The sequence below is a fragment of the Streptomyces sp. NPDC093221 genome, assembly GCF_044753885.1.
Lineage (GTDB): Bacteria > Actinomycetota > Actinomycetes > Streptomycetales > Streptomycetaceae > Actinacidiphila.
The window spans coordinates 1,266,143-1,281,938 of record NZ_JBIVOA010000001.1; the positions used below are offsets into that span (position 1 = coordinate 1,266,143).

8 protein-coding genes are annotated in these 15,796 nt (G+C 67.8%); 7 read left to right on the forward strand and 1 reads right to left on the reverse strand.

The genetic code is table 11. From position 1 onward, the window contains the following. Positions 1-24 precede the first annotated feature (24 nt). The 3 genes from ACIQCJ_RS05695 (at position 25) to ACIQCJ_RS05705 (ending at position 12,486) form a co-directional block, all read left to right on the forward strand. On the forward strand, positions 25-597 hold the full coding sequence (locus ACIQCJ_RS05695; protein ID WP_402710783.1) for a hypothetical protein: 573 nt from the start codon (positions 25-27) through the stop codon (positions 595-597). A gap of 312 nt (positions 598-909) precedes the next feature. Then, positions 910-11,844: a LamG-like jellyroll fold domain-containing protein gene (locus ACIQCJ_RS05700; RefSeq protein WP_402710784.1), complete on the forward strand. Its 10,935-nt coding sequence runs from the start codon at positions 910-912 to the stop codon at positions 11,842-11,844. Between the two features lie 6 nt (positions 11,845-11,850). After that, the gene (locus ACIQCJ_RS05705) at positions 11,851-12,486 is read left to right on the forward strand and encodes a hypothetical protein (protein WP_401716143.1); all 636 of its coding nucleotides are present in this window, start codon (positions 11,851-11,853) and stop codon (positions 12,484-12,486) included. 122 nt (positions 12,487-12,608) lie between these two features. On the opposite strand, the gene ACIQCJ_RS05710 is transcribed toward ACIQCJ_RS05705, so the two are convergent. Then, positions 12,609-12,806, reverse strand: a complete 198-nt coding sequence (locus tag ACIQCJ_RS05710; protein WP_401310281.1) for a hypothetical protein — start codon at positions 12,804-12,806, stop codon at positions 12,609-12,611. Positions 12,807-12,836: 30 nt separating this feature from the next. On the opposite strand from ACIQCJ_RS05710, the gene ACIQCJ_RS05715 reads away from it, so the two are divergent. The 4 genes from ACIQCJ_RS05715 to ACIQCJ_RS05730 all read left to right on the forward strand — a co-directional run bounded on the left by ACIQCJ_RS05715 (position 12,837) and on the right by ACIQCJ_RS05730 (position 15,629). Beyond that, on the forward strand, positions 12,837-13,544 hold the full coding sequence (locus ACIQCJ_RS05715; RefSeq protein ID WP_401310278.1) for an XRE family transcriptional regulator: 708 nt from the start codon (positions 12,837-12,839) through the stop codon (positions 13,542-13,544). 2 nt (positions 13,545-13,546) lie between these two features. Continuing rightward, positions 13,547-14,017 (forward strand): NUDIX domain-containing protein, encoded by a 471-nt coding sequence (locus ACIQCJ_RS05720; protein WP_401310275.1) that lies wholly within the window; start codon positions 13,547-13,549, stop codon positions 14,015-14,017. A 131-nt stretch (positions 14,018-14,148) separates the two neighbouring features. Continuing rightward, a complete protein-coding gene (locus ACIQCJ_RS05725; RefSeq protein WP_402710785.1) occupies positions 14,149-14,928 on the forward strand; it encodes a hypothetical protein in 780 nt (259 codons plus the stop codon). 452 nt (positions 14,929-15,380) lie between these two features. Beyond that, the gene (locus tag ACIQCJ_RS05730; RefSeq protein WP_402710786.1) at positions 15,381-15,629 is read left to right on the forward strand and encodes a hypothetical protein; all 249 of its coding nucleotides are present in this window, start codon (positions 15,381-15,383) and stop codon (positions 15,627-15,629) included. Positions 15,630-15,796: the final 167 nt, after the last annotated feature.

Consider the following 15,796-nt stretch of genomic DNA (forward strand, 5'->3'; position numbering starts at 1 on the left):
CCCGCGCCGCATATGCTGCCCGCCGTGAAAACGTGGACGAACGCGCATCGGCTCTGGATACTCCTCGCGGGCGCCGCGGCCGTGGCGGTGGCCGCCACCGTGACCGCCCTGGTCCTGACGTCCTCCGGCCCCGGCAAGGAGCGGGCCCTGCCGCCGGCCCGGGCGCGTACGTACACCGACCAGCAGGCGTGTCTGCTCACCGGGGAGCGCGGTCTGGCGGACCCGGCGGTGGCGCCGGTGTGGGCGGGGATGCGGGACGCCTCGGCCGGGACGCACGCGAAGGTCAGCTATCTGGCGATGGCGGGGGAGCAGAGCGCGGCGGCGGCCGGGCCTTATCTGGCGACCCTGGCCGACCGCAAGTGCACGGTCGTCCTGACGGTCGGCGCGGGCCCCGACGGCGCGGTCCCGGCGGCGGGACCGAAATTCCCCGGCACGCGCTTCGTCGTCGTGGGGGAGAAGGCCGTGGGGGAGAAGGCGGGCGGTACGGGCGGTACGGCTGACGCGCCCGGTGCGAATGTCACCGCCGTGCCCGGGGGCTCCGCCGCGAGCACGCGCAAGGCGGTCGAGGCCGCCGTGACCGACGCGCTGCGTCACTGAGGCGTCGCTGAGACGTCGTTGAGGGGTCGTTGAGACGTCGCTGAGACGTCGCTGAGACGTCGTTGAGGGGGTCCGCCGGGAGGCCCGCGCGGGCTTGACCTCTCTTGCCCAAAAGCAGGGCGAAAGGCGGACCAAACCCCTCCATCGTAAAGATCGTTCCCGGAACGAACCGGGACAGGGGTCACAAGTCGCCGCGCTTGATGATGTACAGGCAAAGAGTGTCCCCGGATCGTCCCCACGATCTATCCGCGGGTGAGGAAAACGGTCACGATCGGCAAGTTTTCTGTGTCGATCCTGTCAGGAGCCTGTGCCGTGCGCGCATCCTTCGCCCGTCGTTCGTCCCGGAGAACAACCCTCCGTCGCCGGTGGCTGCGTGCCACCGCGATGCTGTCGCTGATCGCGCTGGCACTGGTGCTGACCACGGAGCAGGCGGCGGCGGACGGGGCGACCCTGCCCGCGCTGTCGATGCCCAGCCTCGCCTCGCTCACCGCGTGGCTGAAGCACCCGCACTGGGGGCGCGTGCCGCAGCAGGAGAGCGGCACCGCCGCCGGGCACAGCCACCGGGCGACCGCGGACTCCACCCGCGCGCACGTCGGCGCGGGGCACAAGCCCGGCAAGGCGCCCGGCGAACTCGACGCCTACCACCCGTTCCGCAAGGCGTCCACGTCCGGCCGCAGCGGTGTCGTCGGCGGCTACTCCGCCCGCACCAGCAAGCGGAACGCGGCGAAGTCGACCGACACCGTCACGGTGTTCGACAACGCGGACGGCACGCACACCCGCCGCGTGTCGCAGACGCCGGTCAACTACCGGGACGCGCACGGCGCCTGGCAGCCGATCGACACCAGCGTGCACCGCCGGGCCGACGGCCGCCTCCACGAGGCGGCCAACTCCCTCGGCGTCGACTTCGCGCCGCGCTCCTCCGCGCCGGACCTCGCCACCTTGCGCACCGACGCCGCGCACTCCGTCGCGTACGGCCTGTCCGGCGCGGCCGACGTCACCGCCGCCGTGTCGGGCGACCGGGTCACGTACCCGGACGCCCTGCCGCGCACCGACCTGGTCGTCGCCCCGTCCGCGACCGGCGTCAAGGAAGCCGTCGTCCTGCACGCGGCGAGCGCCGCCAACTCCTGGCTCTTCCCGCTCAGGCTCCAGGGCCTGACCCCCGTCCAGGTCAAGGACGGCTCGGTCGAACTGCGCGACGCCGCGGGCAAGGTGACCGCCCGGATACCGCGCGCCTACGCCTACGACTCCAAGGTCGACCGCCGCTCCGGCGAGCCGACGACGACCTACGCGGTCGACTACCGGCTGGTCGCCGACCACGGCGGCACCGCCCTGAAGGTCACCCTCGACCCGGCGTGGCTGCACGACCCCGCGCGGGTCTTCCCCGTCACCGTCGACCCCAGCATCGTCGACGGCTGGACCACCACCTACGCCGAGTCCGGCAACCCCGCGGGCGACCACTCCTTCGAGCAGACCGTCAAGATCGGCTCGTACGACTCCGGCACGCACTCCGCCAACACCTTCGTCAACCACTGGTACGGCGGCTGGGACGGCTCCAAGGTCACCGTGACCGCCGCGTCGCTGCACCTGTTCGAGACCTGGGCCTCCACCTGCACCGCCGAGCGCTTCGACGTCGCGCTGATCACCGCGCCGTGGACCCCGACCGGCGTCACCACCTACCCCGGCCCCTCGCACGGCGCGTCCATCGGCAACCTCACGCCCAGCGTCCCCATCGCCTGCGCCAACACCGCCGCCGACCCCACCAAGGGCAACGCGGTGGAGGTGCCGCTCACCACCGCCTCCATCCAGGGCTGGATGAACGGCACCACCCCCGACTACGGCCTCGCGGTCTACGCGGCCACCACCGACGCCCTGCACTGGAAGCAGTTCGGCTCCTTCGCCGACGCGGGCAAGGGCCCGTACATCGACGTCACGTACACCGGCACCACCCCGCCGCAGGTCTACCAGCAGTACCCCAACGACAACGAGGTGGAGTACACCACCACCCCCCAACTGACCGCCTGGTCCGGCGGCGCCAACTCGCAGGCGAACACCACCACCAAGTACGACTTCCAGATCTACGACAACACCAACACCAAGGTCGTCGACTCCGGACTGCTCACCACCGGCTCCTGGACGGTCCCGGCGGGCAAGCTCAAGTGGGGCCAGAGCTACTCCTGGACGGTGCAGTCGCAGGACGCGGGGCTGTACTCCGGCGCCACCTGGTACCAGATGGCGATCCAGGTCCCGCAGCCGCTGATCACCTCGGGGCTGTCCCAGAACAGCAGCGACCACGGCTACGACCCGTCGATCGGCAACTACACCACCTCCGACACCGACGCGACCGTCTCCACCGTCGGACCGAGCCTCGACGTCGACCGCGACTACAACTCCCGTGACCCGCGCTGGACCGGGGCGTTCGGCGCGGGCTGGTCGAGCATCTTCGACGCCCGCGCCACCGAGCAGTACAACCCGGCGGGCGCCGTCGTCTCCAACGTCGTCACCTACCCGGACGGCTCCCAGGTCGGCTTCGGCAAGAACGGCGACGGCAGCTACTCGCCGCCCGCGGGCCGCTTCGCCACCTTCAAGGCCGTCACCGGCGGCTACACGCTGACCGACAAGAACGCCACCGTCTACGCCTTCACCCAGTCGCTGGGCTCCGGCGCGTACGGCATCACCTCGGTCACCGACGCCAACGGCCGCGCCGTCACCTTCACCTGGACCAGCGGCCACGTCACCACCATGACCTCGGTGACCTCCGCCCGCGCCCTGCACCTGACCTGGCAGACACCCACCGGCGCGAGCGCCGCGCACGTCGCCACCGTCGTCACCGACCCGGTCACCGCGGCCGACCCGAACTCCGCGCAGACCTGGACGTACGGCTACACCAACGACCAGCTCACGAAGGTCTGTTCGCCGATCTCCAGCACGCAGTGCACCGCGTACAACTACACCGCGGGATCGCAGTACCAGAACGCCGCGCTCGACCTCGACCCGCGGGCGGTGTGGCCGATGTCCGAGGCGTCGGGCACCGTCGGCAAGGACGCGGTCCTCGCCAACCAGGGCACCAAGAACCTCGCGTACAGCGGCGTCACCTACGGCCAGGCGGGCCCGCTCACCGGGTCGGCCGCCACCGCCATCGGGTTCAACGGCACCAGCTCGTACGCCACGCTCCCGTTCGACATGGGCAACAACACCGACTCCGGCGCCCTGTCGCTGTGGTTCAAGACCTCCGCCGGGCCCGGCGTGCTCTACTCCTACGCCTCGCAGCCGGTCACCGCGGGCGACTCGCCCGGCGGCTACACCCCGGCCGCCTACGTCGGCACCGACGGCAAACTGAAGGCCGAATTCTGGTACAGCGGCGGCATCGCGCCGATCAGCACCACCGCCTCGGTCGCCGACGGCAAGTGGCACCACATGGTGCTGTCCGCCGCGGGCAACAGCCAGACGCTCTTCCTGGACGGCGCCAAGGTCGGCTCGGTGTCCGGCTCGATCTCCATCCAGCCCGGCATCGCCTTCGGCAAGAACCAGCCGTACAACACCCTGGGCGCGGGCTTCCTCGGCGGGGCCTGGCCCGACCAGCCGCACTCCAGCACCACCGACAAGACCGGCTACGCGACGTACTTCAACGGCGCGATCGCCGACGCCGCCTGGTACGACCGCCCGCTGGTCGCCGCCGACGCGAGCGCGCTGCGCACCTACGGCACCCACGCCGCGAGCCTGCTGAGCACGGTCACCCGGCCGTCCGCCAAGACGTACCACGCGATGACGTACGACCCGGCGACCACGGCGCTGACCCAGCTCACCGACGAGAACGGCGGCGTCTGGAAGCTCGGCGCGCCGACCGTCACCGGCTCCAGCCAGACCTACCGCGGCGCGGTGCTCGGCGGCGCGCCCGCCACGTACTTCCTGCTGGGCGAACCCGCGGGCGCCACCACGGCGCTGGACGAGACGCGCGGCGGGACCGGTACGTACAACGCGGTGACGCTCGGCGCGACCGGGCCGTTCAGCGACCAGAAGGCCGCCACGTTCAACGGGACCAGCTCCTGGGTGAAGGTGCCCGACACCGTGACCGGGGACACCGCGGCCTCGGCCGAACTGTGGTTCAGCACCACCCACGGCGGCGCGATCCTGCTCAACACGCAGAGCGGCGCGATCGGTTCGACCGTGTCCTCCACGACACCGCAACTGTGGATCGGCAGCGACGGCAAGCTCTACGGCGGCTTCTACACCACGTCCGGCTCGGTGCAGATGGGCACCACGGGCACCGTCACCGACGGCAAGTGGCACCATGTGCTGCTCAGCGCCGGAGCCACCAGCCAGACCCTGTACCTCGACGGCGCGCAGGCCGCGACCAAGACGGCCACGGCCGCGCTGTCCAACAGCGCCAGGACCACCGCCTACATCGGCGCGGGCACCACCGGCTCCGGCTGGACCGGCCTGACCAACGGCACCGTCGCCTACTTCAACGGCACGCTCGCCGACGTCGCCACCTACCGCACCGCGCTGACCGCGCAGGACGCCGAGAGCCACTTCCAGGCGGGCAAGAACTCCACCGGCCTGCTGCCGGTGGAGACCGTCAAGGTCACCTCCCCGGCGAACAAGGTGACGACGTACACCTACGACGTCGTCAACAACGAACGCCAGCTCACCGAGACCGACGGCCTCGGCAACAGGACCAGCTTCGGCTACGACACCGGCGGCTACGAGCACACGGTCACCGACCCCAACGGCGCGATGACCGTCACCGGCCACGACGTCCGCGGCAACGTCGTCTCCTCGACCACCTGCCAGAATCAGGCGGCCAAGGTCTGCTCCACCGAGTACTACACGTACTTCCCCGACGACACGACGGAACAGCTCACCACCGCCGACCCGCGCAACGACGTGCTGCTCACCGAGCGGGACGGCCGCTCCTCCTCGGCGACCGACCCCACGTACCTGACCTCGTACACCTACGACGCGTTCGGCGACGAGACCGCGGTGACCGGACCGCCGGTCGCGGGCTTCCCCAACGGGCGCGCCTCGACCACCGTGTTCAGCGACGGCACCGCCACCTACCCCGCCGCCGACAGCGGGAACGTGCCCAAGGGCCTGCCGGTGCGGTCGGTCTCGCCCGGCGGCGCGGTCAACTCCGTGTCCTACTTCCACAACGGCGACGTGGCCTCCTCCACCGACGCGGTGGGCCTGGTCACCAGCTACACCTACGACGGCCTCGGGCAGGTGCTCACCAAGAAGGCCGTCTCCGACACCTACCCCGCCGGTCTGACCACGTCCTACACGTACGACAAGGCCGGGCAGATCACCGAGGAGGACGACCCGCAGCTCACCGACCGGGTCACCGGCGCCACCCACGCGGCGGCCACCACCACGGTCTTCGACGCCGACGGCGACATCACCTCGCAGACGGTCAAGGACCTCAGCGGCGGCGACGCGCCCCGGACCGAGACCCAGACCTACGACGCGTACGACCACGTCCTCACCCAGACCGACGCCAACGCCAACGCGGGCGGCGCCAACGGCGGGACGACGACGTACACGTACGACACGTCGGGCAACAAGACGCAGGAAGTGTCCAAGTCGGGCACGGTCACCAACTACACGTACGACGACAACGGGCACCTGCTGACCCAGACGCTCCAGTACACCGGCGACCCGGTCAGCCCGCAGGCCGCCACCACGCTGACGGAGTCCTCGCGGGCGTACGACCCGGCGGGCCGGCTGGCGTCGGTGACCGACTCGATGGGCGCCACGACGTCGTACACCTACACCGACAACGGCCTGGCGGTCACCGCGACCAAGAAGAGCGCCGACGGCACGGCCTCGACGGTGCTCCAGACCACCACGTACGACGCGGCCGGGAACCAGTTGTCGCAGACCACCGACAACGGGCAGACGGTCGTCAACTTCACGGTGGACGCGGCCTCCAGGACCACGAGCACCACCGTGGACCCGACCGGCGTCGACCGGGTGACCAGCGTGTCCTTCACCCCGGACGACCAGGTCGCCACCCAGAACGAGCACGACTCCTCGGGCTTCGACCGCACCACCTCCTCCACCTACGACGCGGCGGGCAACACCCTGACCGAGACGCTGCACGGCGACGCCTCGGGACACCCCTCCGCCTGGTGGAAGCTCGACCAGACCACCGGCTCCACCGTCACCGACACCTCGGGCAGCGGCTACACCGGCGCCGCCTCGGGCGTCACCTGGGGCGGCGACGCGGCGACCTTCGCGGGCACCTCCGGCCAGCAGATCGCCACCAACGGCCCGGTGCTCAACACCGCCGGGTCCTACACCGTCTCCGCCTGGGTCAACATGGCGTCGCTGCCGACCCACAACGCGACGATCGTCGCCCAGGGCGGCACCACGGCCAGCGCCTTCTACCTCCAGTACAACTACGCGCACACCAGCGCGCCGCTGTGGAGCATGGAGCAGACCAGCGCCGACACGGCCGCGCCGACCTTCCCGTCCGCGTACTCCACCGCCGTGCCCAAGACCAACACCTGGACGCACGTGGTCGGCGTGTACAACGTCGCCAACGGCGCCAGCCAGATCTACGTCAACGGCGCGCTGTCCGGCAGCGGCACCAACACCGCGCCGTGGTCCGCGAACGGCCCGCTGACCATCGGCGCGGGCAAGTACAACGGCGCGCCGACCGACTTCCTGCCCGGCGCGGTCTCCAACGTGCAGGTCTACCCGCGCGCGCTGACCGGCACCGAGGTCAACACGCTGTACGGCAACGGCCGTACCGGCGGCACCGTCGGTTCCTCCACCGAGCAGACCACCCGCTACACGTACGACAAGCGCGGGCTGCCGAAGTCGATGACCGACGCGGACAACTTCACCACCGACTACTCCTACGACGAGGCGGGGAATCTGGCGGTCACCACCGCACCCGCCGTCCAGGTCGAGACCGGCGGCGGCCAGCCGGTCACCCAACGGCCGGTCACCACCAGCGGATTCGACACCTTCGGCGAGGCCGTCGAAGAGGTCGATCCGACCGGCAACCAGACCACCACGGTCTACGACGCCAACGGCAACAAGGTCTCCGAGACCCTGCCGCCGTACACCCCGGCGGGCGCGTCCGCCCCGCTGGCGGCCACGTCGACCTGGTCGTACGACTCCGACGGCAACCAGATCTCCTCCACCACGCCGGGCGGGAAGACCACCGGCTTCCTGTACGACCAGCTCGGCGACCTCGCGCAGGTCACCGAGCCGGACGGCACCAAGCTGCACACCACGTACGACACCAACGGCGACCAACTCTCGGTGACGGACGGCACCGGGGCCGTCACCCAGGCCACCTGGGACTACCTCGGCCGGCAGGTCACCTCGACCACGCTGGAGCGCTTCCCCTCCAACCGGGTGCTGACCACCACCAACTCGTACGCGGTGACCACCGGGAATCCGTACGGCGCGAATCTGGCGTCGACCACGACGCCCGCCGGGGTCACCACCACCTACGGGTACGACCGGGCCAGCGAGGTCACCTCGGTCACCGACGGCGCGGGCAACACCACGAAGTACACGTACGACTTCATGGGGAACCGGCAGAAGACGATCCAGCCGGACAACACCTGGACCGAGACCGACTTCGACGTCGCGGGCAACCCGACGCTGAGCACCCAGTACGACGCCGCCAACACGCAGCTCAGGCAGACCCACCAGGTCTACGACGGCGTCGGCAACCTCACCGCCTCCACGGACGCGAACGGCAACACCAGCCACTTCACGTACGACGCGGCGGGCACCGTCACCCAGGAGATCCAGCCGGTCACCGCGACCACCTCGATCACCACGTCCTTCGGGTACGACGCGGCGGGCAACAGGACCCGGTTCACCGACGGCCGCAACAACTCCTGGCTGTACGGATACACCCCGTGGGGCCAGCAGGAGACGGTGAAGCAGCCGGCCACCGCCCAGTACGGCTCGGCGGCCGACTCCACGACCACCAACGTCTACGACCTCGACGGGCAGTTGGTCTCCAGCACGCTGCCCGGCGGCGTCACCCACACGATGACGTACGACCAGCTCGGCAATCTGAAGACCGCCTCGGGACAGGGCGCCGACGCCGCCACCGCGACCCGCAGCTTCACCTACGACCACGACAACCAGGTGACCGCCGCCGACACCGCGGAGGCGGGCACCACCGGCGCCAAGGACCACCAGGCCGCCACCCACGAGACGTTCAGCTACGACGACCGCGGCGACCTGACGTCGGCGGGCGGCTCCGGCGGCTCGTCCAACTTCACCTACAACGACGACGGTTCACCGCTGACCCGCTCGGACGCGGCCGGCACCACCTCCTACGGCTACGACACCGCGGGCCGGCTGTCCACGCTCAACGACGCGGCCTCCGGCACCGCGCTCACCTACGGCTACAACACGCTGAACCAGACCGCGTCGGTCAAGTACGGCGCGAGCGGCCAGACCCGCACCTTCACGTACAACACCGCGCACGACCTCACCGGCGACACCCTGACGCAGGGCGCCAGCACACTGTCGGCCATCACCTACGGCTACGACAGGAACGGCAACCTGACGTCGAAGAACACCGTCGGGGTCGCGGGCGCCTCCAACAACGTCTACACCTACGACCAGGCCGACCGCCTCAGCTCGTGGAACAACGGCACGGCCACCACGAACTACTCCTACGACGACTCCGGCAACCGCACCCGCGTCGGCGCCGACGTCTACACCTACGACGCCCGCGACCAGCTCACCTCGGACGGCGTCCACAGCTACGCGTACTCCGCGCGCGGCACCATGACCTCGGACACCTCCACCGCCAACGGCCAAGTGGCCTACTCCACCGACGCGTACAACAACCAGATCACCGCGGGCACGCACTCGTACACGCTCGACGCGTCGGGCCGGAACATCACCGACGCCAACTCGGCCGACCAGTCCTCGCGCGCCTTCCAGTACTCGGGCGCCGACAACACCATCGCCGCGGACGGCAACTACAGCTATACGTACGATCCCGGCGGCTCGCTGATCGGCATCAACGGCGGCACCGCGCCGGGCACCGGCCAACTGGCCCTGACCGACAGCCACGACGACGTCATCGGGAACTTCGCGCCGGGGGCGACCACCCTGGCCGGTTCCACGACGTACGACCCGATGGGCAAGGTCACCGCCAACAACGGGCTCATCGGCCACCTCGGCTTCCAGTCCGGCTGGACGGAGGCCGACACCGGCAAGGTCGGCACCGCGTCACGCTGGTACAACCCGGCGACCGGCACCTTCATGAACAAGGACTCCGCGTCCGTCAATCCGGTGCCGAACGAGGCGGCGGCCAACCCCTTCGCGTACGTCGGCGACAACCCGCTCGACGGCACCGACCCCTCGGGCAACTGGGGCCTGGGCAGCGTCTGGCACGCGGCGAGCCACGCCGTCAGCCACGCGGTGAGCAGCACCTACCACGCGGCCACCTCGTACGCCTCCAGCAGTTGGAGCTCCTTCAACTTCTACGCCTCGTACGCCTACTACCACTACACGCCGCCGATCGTGCACAAGGTCGTGCACGCCGCCAAGCGCGTGGTGAAGAGGGTCGTCCACCACGTGCGGGACGTCTACCGCGCCACCGTCCGCTACACCCGCCGCGTCTACCACTACGCGGCGCGCAAGGTGAAACGCGTCGTCCACGCCGCCGTGCACGCCGTCCACTCGGCCTACCACGCGGTCAAGAAGGTCGCGAAACGCGTGGTCCACGCGGTGAAGAAGACCGCCAAGGCGGTGGCGAAGGCATCCAGAACGGCGTATCACGCCACCGTCAAGGCCGTGAAAACCGCGGCCACCTACGCCAAGCACCATGCGGCGGCCATCACGTCCTTCGTGGTCTCCACCGCCGTCTTCATGGGCTGCGAGGCGGTCACGGCGGGCGTCGGCTCCATCGGCTGCGCGGCGGTCGCGGGCGCGGCCGGGTCACTGGTCGAGCAGGGCTTCAAGTGCGCCGAGGCGGGCGGCGCGGCGTGCAGCGCGGGCGCCTTCGCGACCTCCGCCGTGACGGGCGCCGTCGCGGGCGCGATCGGCGGGGCGCTCGGGTCGCTGGGCGGCAAGGTGCTCAGCAAGTTCGCCCCCAAGGCGATGGAGGCCGTCGGCGGGTTGTTCGGCAAGGGCGCCACCGAGGCCGAGGAGGCGGCGGCGGGCGACGCCACCCAGACCGCGGCGCGCCAGGGCGAGTCGGGCGCCGCCAAGTCGGCCACCGACAGCGGGACCTGCCACAGCTTCACGGCCGGCTCCCGTGTCCTCATGGCGGGCGGCGGCACCAAGGCCATCGACCGGATCAAGGTGGGCGACTCCGTCGTCAACTCGGTGCCGGGTGCCTCCGGTACGCAGAGCCACAAGGTCACCGCGGTGATCGTGACGACGACGGACCACGATTTCGTGGACGTCGGGGTGAAGCCGGTCGCGGCCAACGCCGTGACGTCCGCCGCGAAGAAGGTGATCCGGCGCGCGGCCCTCGGCCTCGCGGCCTCCGCGGCGGTCCTGGGCGCCCTGGGCGCGACCCACCACGCGGCCGACTCCCACCCGGCCACGGCCCCGGTGGCGGCGGTCTCCCCGGCCGCCCCGACGCCGGCGAACGGCCACCTCACCACCACCTTCCACCACCCCTTCTACGACGAGACCCAGTCCGCCTTCGTCGAGGCCAAGGACCTCCACCAGGGCGACCTCCTCCAAACCCCCACCGGCACCGCCCAGATCACCACCGTCCGCCTCTTCCACGCCCACACCACCACATACGACCTGACGATCGGCGACCTCCACACGTACTATGTGCTGGCAGGGATTACGCCGGTCCTGGTTCACAACTGTGGTCCTGGGGTTGCAACTGAAGACGATGCGATGCTTGCTCTCAACCGTGCGGAAGAGTTGCAGGCGTCCCGCAATGATTACTTCATGGCGGACGTGAAGGGCACCACGGCGGTAATTGGTGTCTTCAACTCTCAGACGAAGACGTTCGCCACTCGGATCGGAATCAATGGGGGCGGCACAATGCCTTCCGGGTGGACGCTTCGACCGGGAGAGGAATTCGTGCAGGCGGCTGGACATGCAGAGGAAGGGATCCTTAACAGCTTGGGGCCAAATGAGCATGCAGTGTTCGGTGCGGCATCGCGAAACTTCTGCGTTGCCATCTGTTCGCCCATGCTGAACGTTCGCGGGGTGACGTTGGGTGGCGCAGGAATCCGCGGTCATGCTGCACAAAATTCCCCATTCACAATCTTCTGGGCCACTGGAGGCTAGAGGGGCATGGAGATTCCGTCAGAAATTCAGGCAATTTCGAACGCTTCGGACTCTGAGCTGATGCTGATCTGTGCTGCAGCCGCGGAACGGGGGGTGACTTTCTGTCGAGCCCTAGGCCCTTCGGAGTACTTGACGTGGGTCGATGCCTCGCTTGAGCTTGCTTGGGCGGCAGCTGCTGGCGAGTCTGTCCAGGACGAATGCGCCGAGGCGTTGGATGGGCTGGAGATGGAACCTCAGGACGGCGAGGGTGATTCTTATCGCCCAGAGTTCTATGTGGCTCAGGCGGTGGGGCTCGTGGGAAATGCTCTTGCCGTCTCCTTGAGGCCTTCAGCCCCGAAGGCGGAGATGTCTATCAATACCCTCAGGTCACTGCTCTCCATGCTCGATTTCAAGCTGTCAGGAGAAAATCCCGTAATTGTAAGATACGGAGAAGAGCCTCCTCCTCCAGGGCTGCTAGTGCAAATGGAGATTGACGCCGAGCGTGAGGTCCTTGCGCTTCTTTCTCAGGGGTCAGAAGATTCCGCTCAAGGTGTGATTGGACGCTCGGTGGCAACCCAGGCGCAGGTATCAGCAAGCGCATTTTCCGTGCAACTGACTCCTTCTATCGAGGCGTTTGCCGAACTAAACAACTGGGAAATTTGAGAGGCGATCTTAACTCAAGATTCCGCGTCATAAGGTAAGTATCTGAAAAACCATGTCGCCCTTCCCGGAGCTGTTCCGGGGAGGGCTACATGGCGTCTTGACGGCAGTAGTTGACGGCAACGTCAGCGGACGGGTGCTGCACAAAGCGGCGGGCCGTCGCCGTCGTCGGGGTTGGTGGCGGCCTCGGAGGACTTGCCGAGGGTGCGGCCGAGGAGGTCGATGGCGTCGCGCTGGAGGCGGAGGCGGACGTGGGCGTACACGGTGGCGGTGACGCCGATGTGTGCGTGACCCAACAGCTCCTTGATGACGACGAGTTCCACGCCCTGTTCCAGGAGGAGGGTGGCGGTCGAGTGCCTCAGGTCGTGGAACCGGCTCAGCAGGTCGAGGTCGACCCCAAGTCGGTCGAGCGCTGGGTGAACCTCGGGCGTATCCCACGTCGTGCCACCGCCCTCCAGGCGGCCAAGGCCCTGGGAGAAGACGTGCACGCACTCTGGCCGGCGCTCCGCCAAGCCCGCCCCGCCCGCGCCATCAGCCCCGAACTGGTCGCGCTCTACGACCAGCGGGCCGACATCCCTGTCTCGGCGTTCACCGACCTGATGGCCCAGGCCCGGGAACGGATCGACATCCTCGTCTACGCGGCCGTCTTACTCCACGAGGCGTACCCGCGGCTGAACGAACTCCTCAGCGAACGCGCCGCCGAAGGCTGCACCGTCCGCATCGCGATCGGGGACCCCGACAGCGACAACATCCAAGCCCGCGGCCAGGAGGAGCGCTTCGGCCACGGCATCGAATCCCGCTGCCGCCTCGCCCTCATGCACTACAGGCCGCTCGCCGGCACCCCCGGCATCGAAGTCCGCACCCACGAAACCACGCTCTACAACTCCCTCTACCGCGCCGACGACCAGCAACTCGTCAACGCCCACATCTGGGGCGTCAACGCCTACGCCGCCCCCATATGGCACCTTCGCCGACACGAGACAGGCGGCATGTTCGATACCTACGCCGACAGCTTCGACGCCGTGTGGGCGACGGCGACGCCCGTACGAGAGGAAGGCTGACCGTGGCCCGCACCGAGTACTACGACGACCCCACCGCCCCCAAGCCGAACAGCATGGTCGTCGCCGCCTCCGCCGTCGTCACCGACGACCACGGCCGCATCCTCCTCCAGCGCCGACGCGACAACGACCTATGGGCACTGCCCGGAGGCGGCATGGACCTCACGGACTCCCTGCTCGGCACAGCCGTCCGCGAAGTCAAGGAAGAAACCGGCCTCGACGTTGAGATCACCGGCCTGGTCGGCACCTACACCGACCCGAAACACGTCATCGCCTACACCGACGGCGAGGTCCGCCGCCAGTTCAACGTCTGCTTCACCGCCCGCATCACCGGCGGCCAACTGGCAATCTCCGACGAATCCACCGAACTCCGGTTCATGCCGCCCGAAGAGATCGAGCAACTGCCGATGCACCACACCCAGAGGCTCCGGCTCCAGCACTTCCTGGAACACCGTGAAAGCCCCTACCTGGGCTGAACCGGCTGACGGCAGTAGCTGACGGCAACAACCCTGCACAACCACGGACACCCACGCACATCACCGGACCAGCAAACCATGCCTGACCTGCGAAAAAGCAGGTCGAGGGGCTCGCTTAGCACACGTACTATGTGCTGGCGGGCGAGACGCCGGTCCTCGTTCATAATGTAAATGAAGGCGATCTCTGCAATTTGACTCTCGGGCCCAACTTGAAGGGGCAGAAAGCGGAGGGGGTTACTGCTGAGCGTGGAGACACTGTTCTCGCTCACGAGCAGCGGATGATCAATGAATTCGGGGATCGGAACGGTTGCGCGGCTTGCGGTGCCGAAAAGTATGGCTACAAGGATGGGCACTGGACTGGCGACCACAACCCGCCGAACAAGCTCTCCCCGAATGGTCCGTGGACTCTCTATCCGCACTGCAAGGCATGTTCCAAACAGCAGGGTGGAATCGTGCGAACGCTGATCAAGGAGTATTACGACTTCCCGGTGTGGAAGCCGAGACAGTGGGTGGATTCAATGATGCTTTTCGCCTCGTGCACGACAAGATTCGCGCACGGTTTGGTTGTCGCTGCCGCGCCTGGGAGTGTTGACAACCACGCAGGCTGGGACGCGGCTGCTGATGTGGTGCACGGCGGTCCGGACTCCTTGTTCATCGCGGTGCAGCAAGCCGCCAGCGGTCCGGTGTCAGTCCAATGTATGCAGGGGCCTTACCAGTCGAGTGGAAAGGTTCTTGTGTACTCAGGGAATCTGACTCTCCCCAAGGCGTCCCTCGAAATTTCGGATCCTAATGAATCGGTGAGACTGCTGATTTCCGTTCCGAATGTAGAAAATCGGGTCGACGTCTACGGAGACGGAACCGATGAGCCTGATGAGGTGGTCATCGTCCTGACGGGCGATGAGTCGTGGTGATCCGCAAGCTCTGATGTATGGGCTCTGTCGGCAAGTCGGACGCCACGATAATCTCTCAACTCTGCGTGCGCGAGAGGCCGTACCTGGGCTGAATCGTATGATGGCAGTAGTGAAGGCAACAACCACGGTTTTCCCGCAAACCACGGACGTCAGCGGAACGCAAAACGCACGCTGACCAGAGACGCTTGGCCCTTATACCTATTCGCGGGGCGCTTCGCTACTCTGGTGATCGAGTCCTTTTTATCAGTGGCAACCTTATCGAGGATAATCGGGCCACTTTCATGTGCTCACGGGTCAAGGCATGCCAGCGGAAGAGGCAATCTTCACGCATGACCGGGGAAATTGGCTACGAGAAGCGGCTTCGGTGCGCTACGGTCTCTTGAACGTGTTTGGCGAGCCAGGGGCACACTCCACGGTCGAGCCAATCTTTACGAGACCTAAGGGGTGCAAGGGTGTTGATCGATGACTGGGTCGCAGAGGCAGGCCGCATGCAGCGGGAAGGGGCATCGATTATCGACATCGCTGCCTTTCTTCGGGCGTTCGGGGAAAATGGCGGAAGGAAGATTAACGCGGCATCCGCTCTCGGCAAAGAGTATGGCTGGTCAGTAAAAATGAAGCTTGAATTGCTGAGCTGGACCGAAGGTGGTACCACGGACCAAGAGCTGATATCCCTTGTTCCGTCCTGGTTTCCTGGCGGCTAATTTAATCTCAATTATCCCACTGGGTCGGACCGCGTCGTGGAGAAGACCTTTGCCCTGCTCCACCACTTCAAAGGACTTGCTGTTCGGTGGGAACGCCGCACCGAACTTCACGACGCCTTCGAATCTCTGGCCCGCAGCCCCATCTGCTGGAGACGTCCTAACAGACC

Bases quoted from the DNA above. Each gene is read 5' to 3' on its own strand.
- ACIQCJ_RS05705 (WP_401716143.1), top strand. From the start codon at position 11,851: ATGGAGATTCCGTCAGAAATTCAGGCAATTTCGAACGCTTCGGACTCT.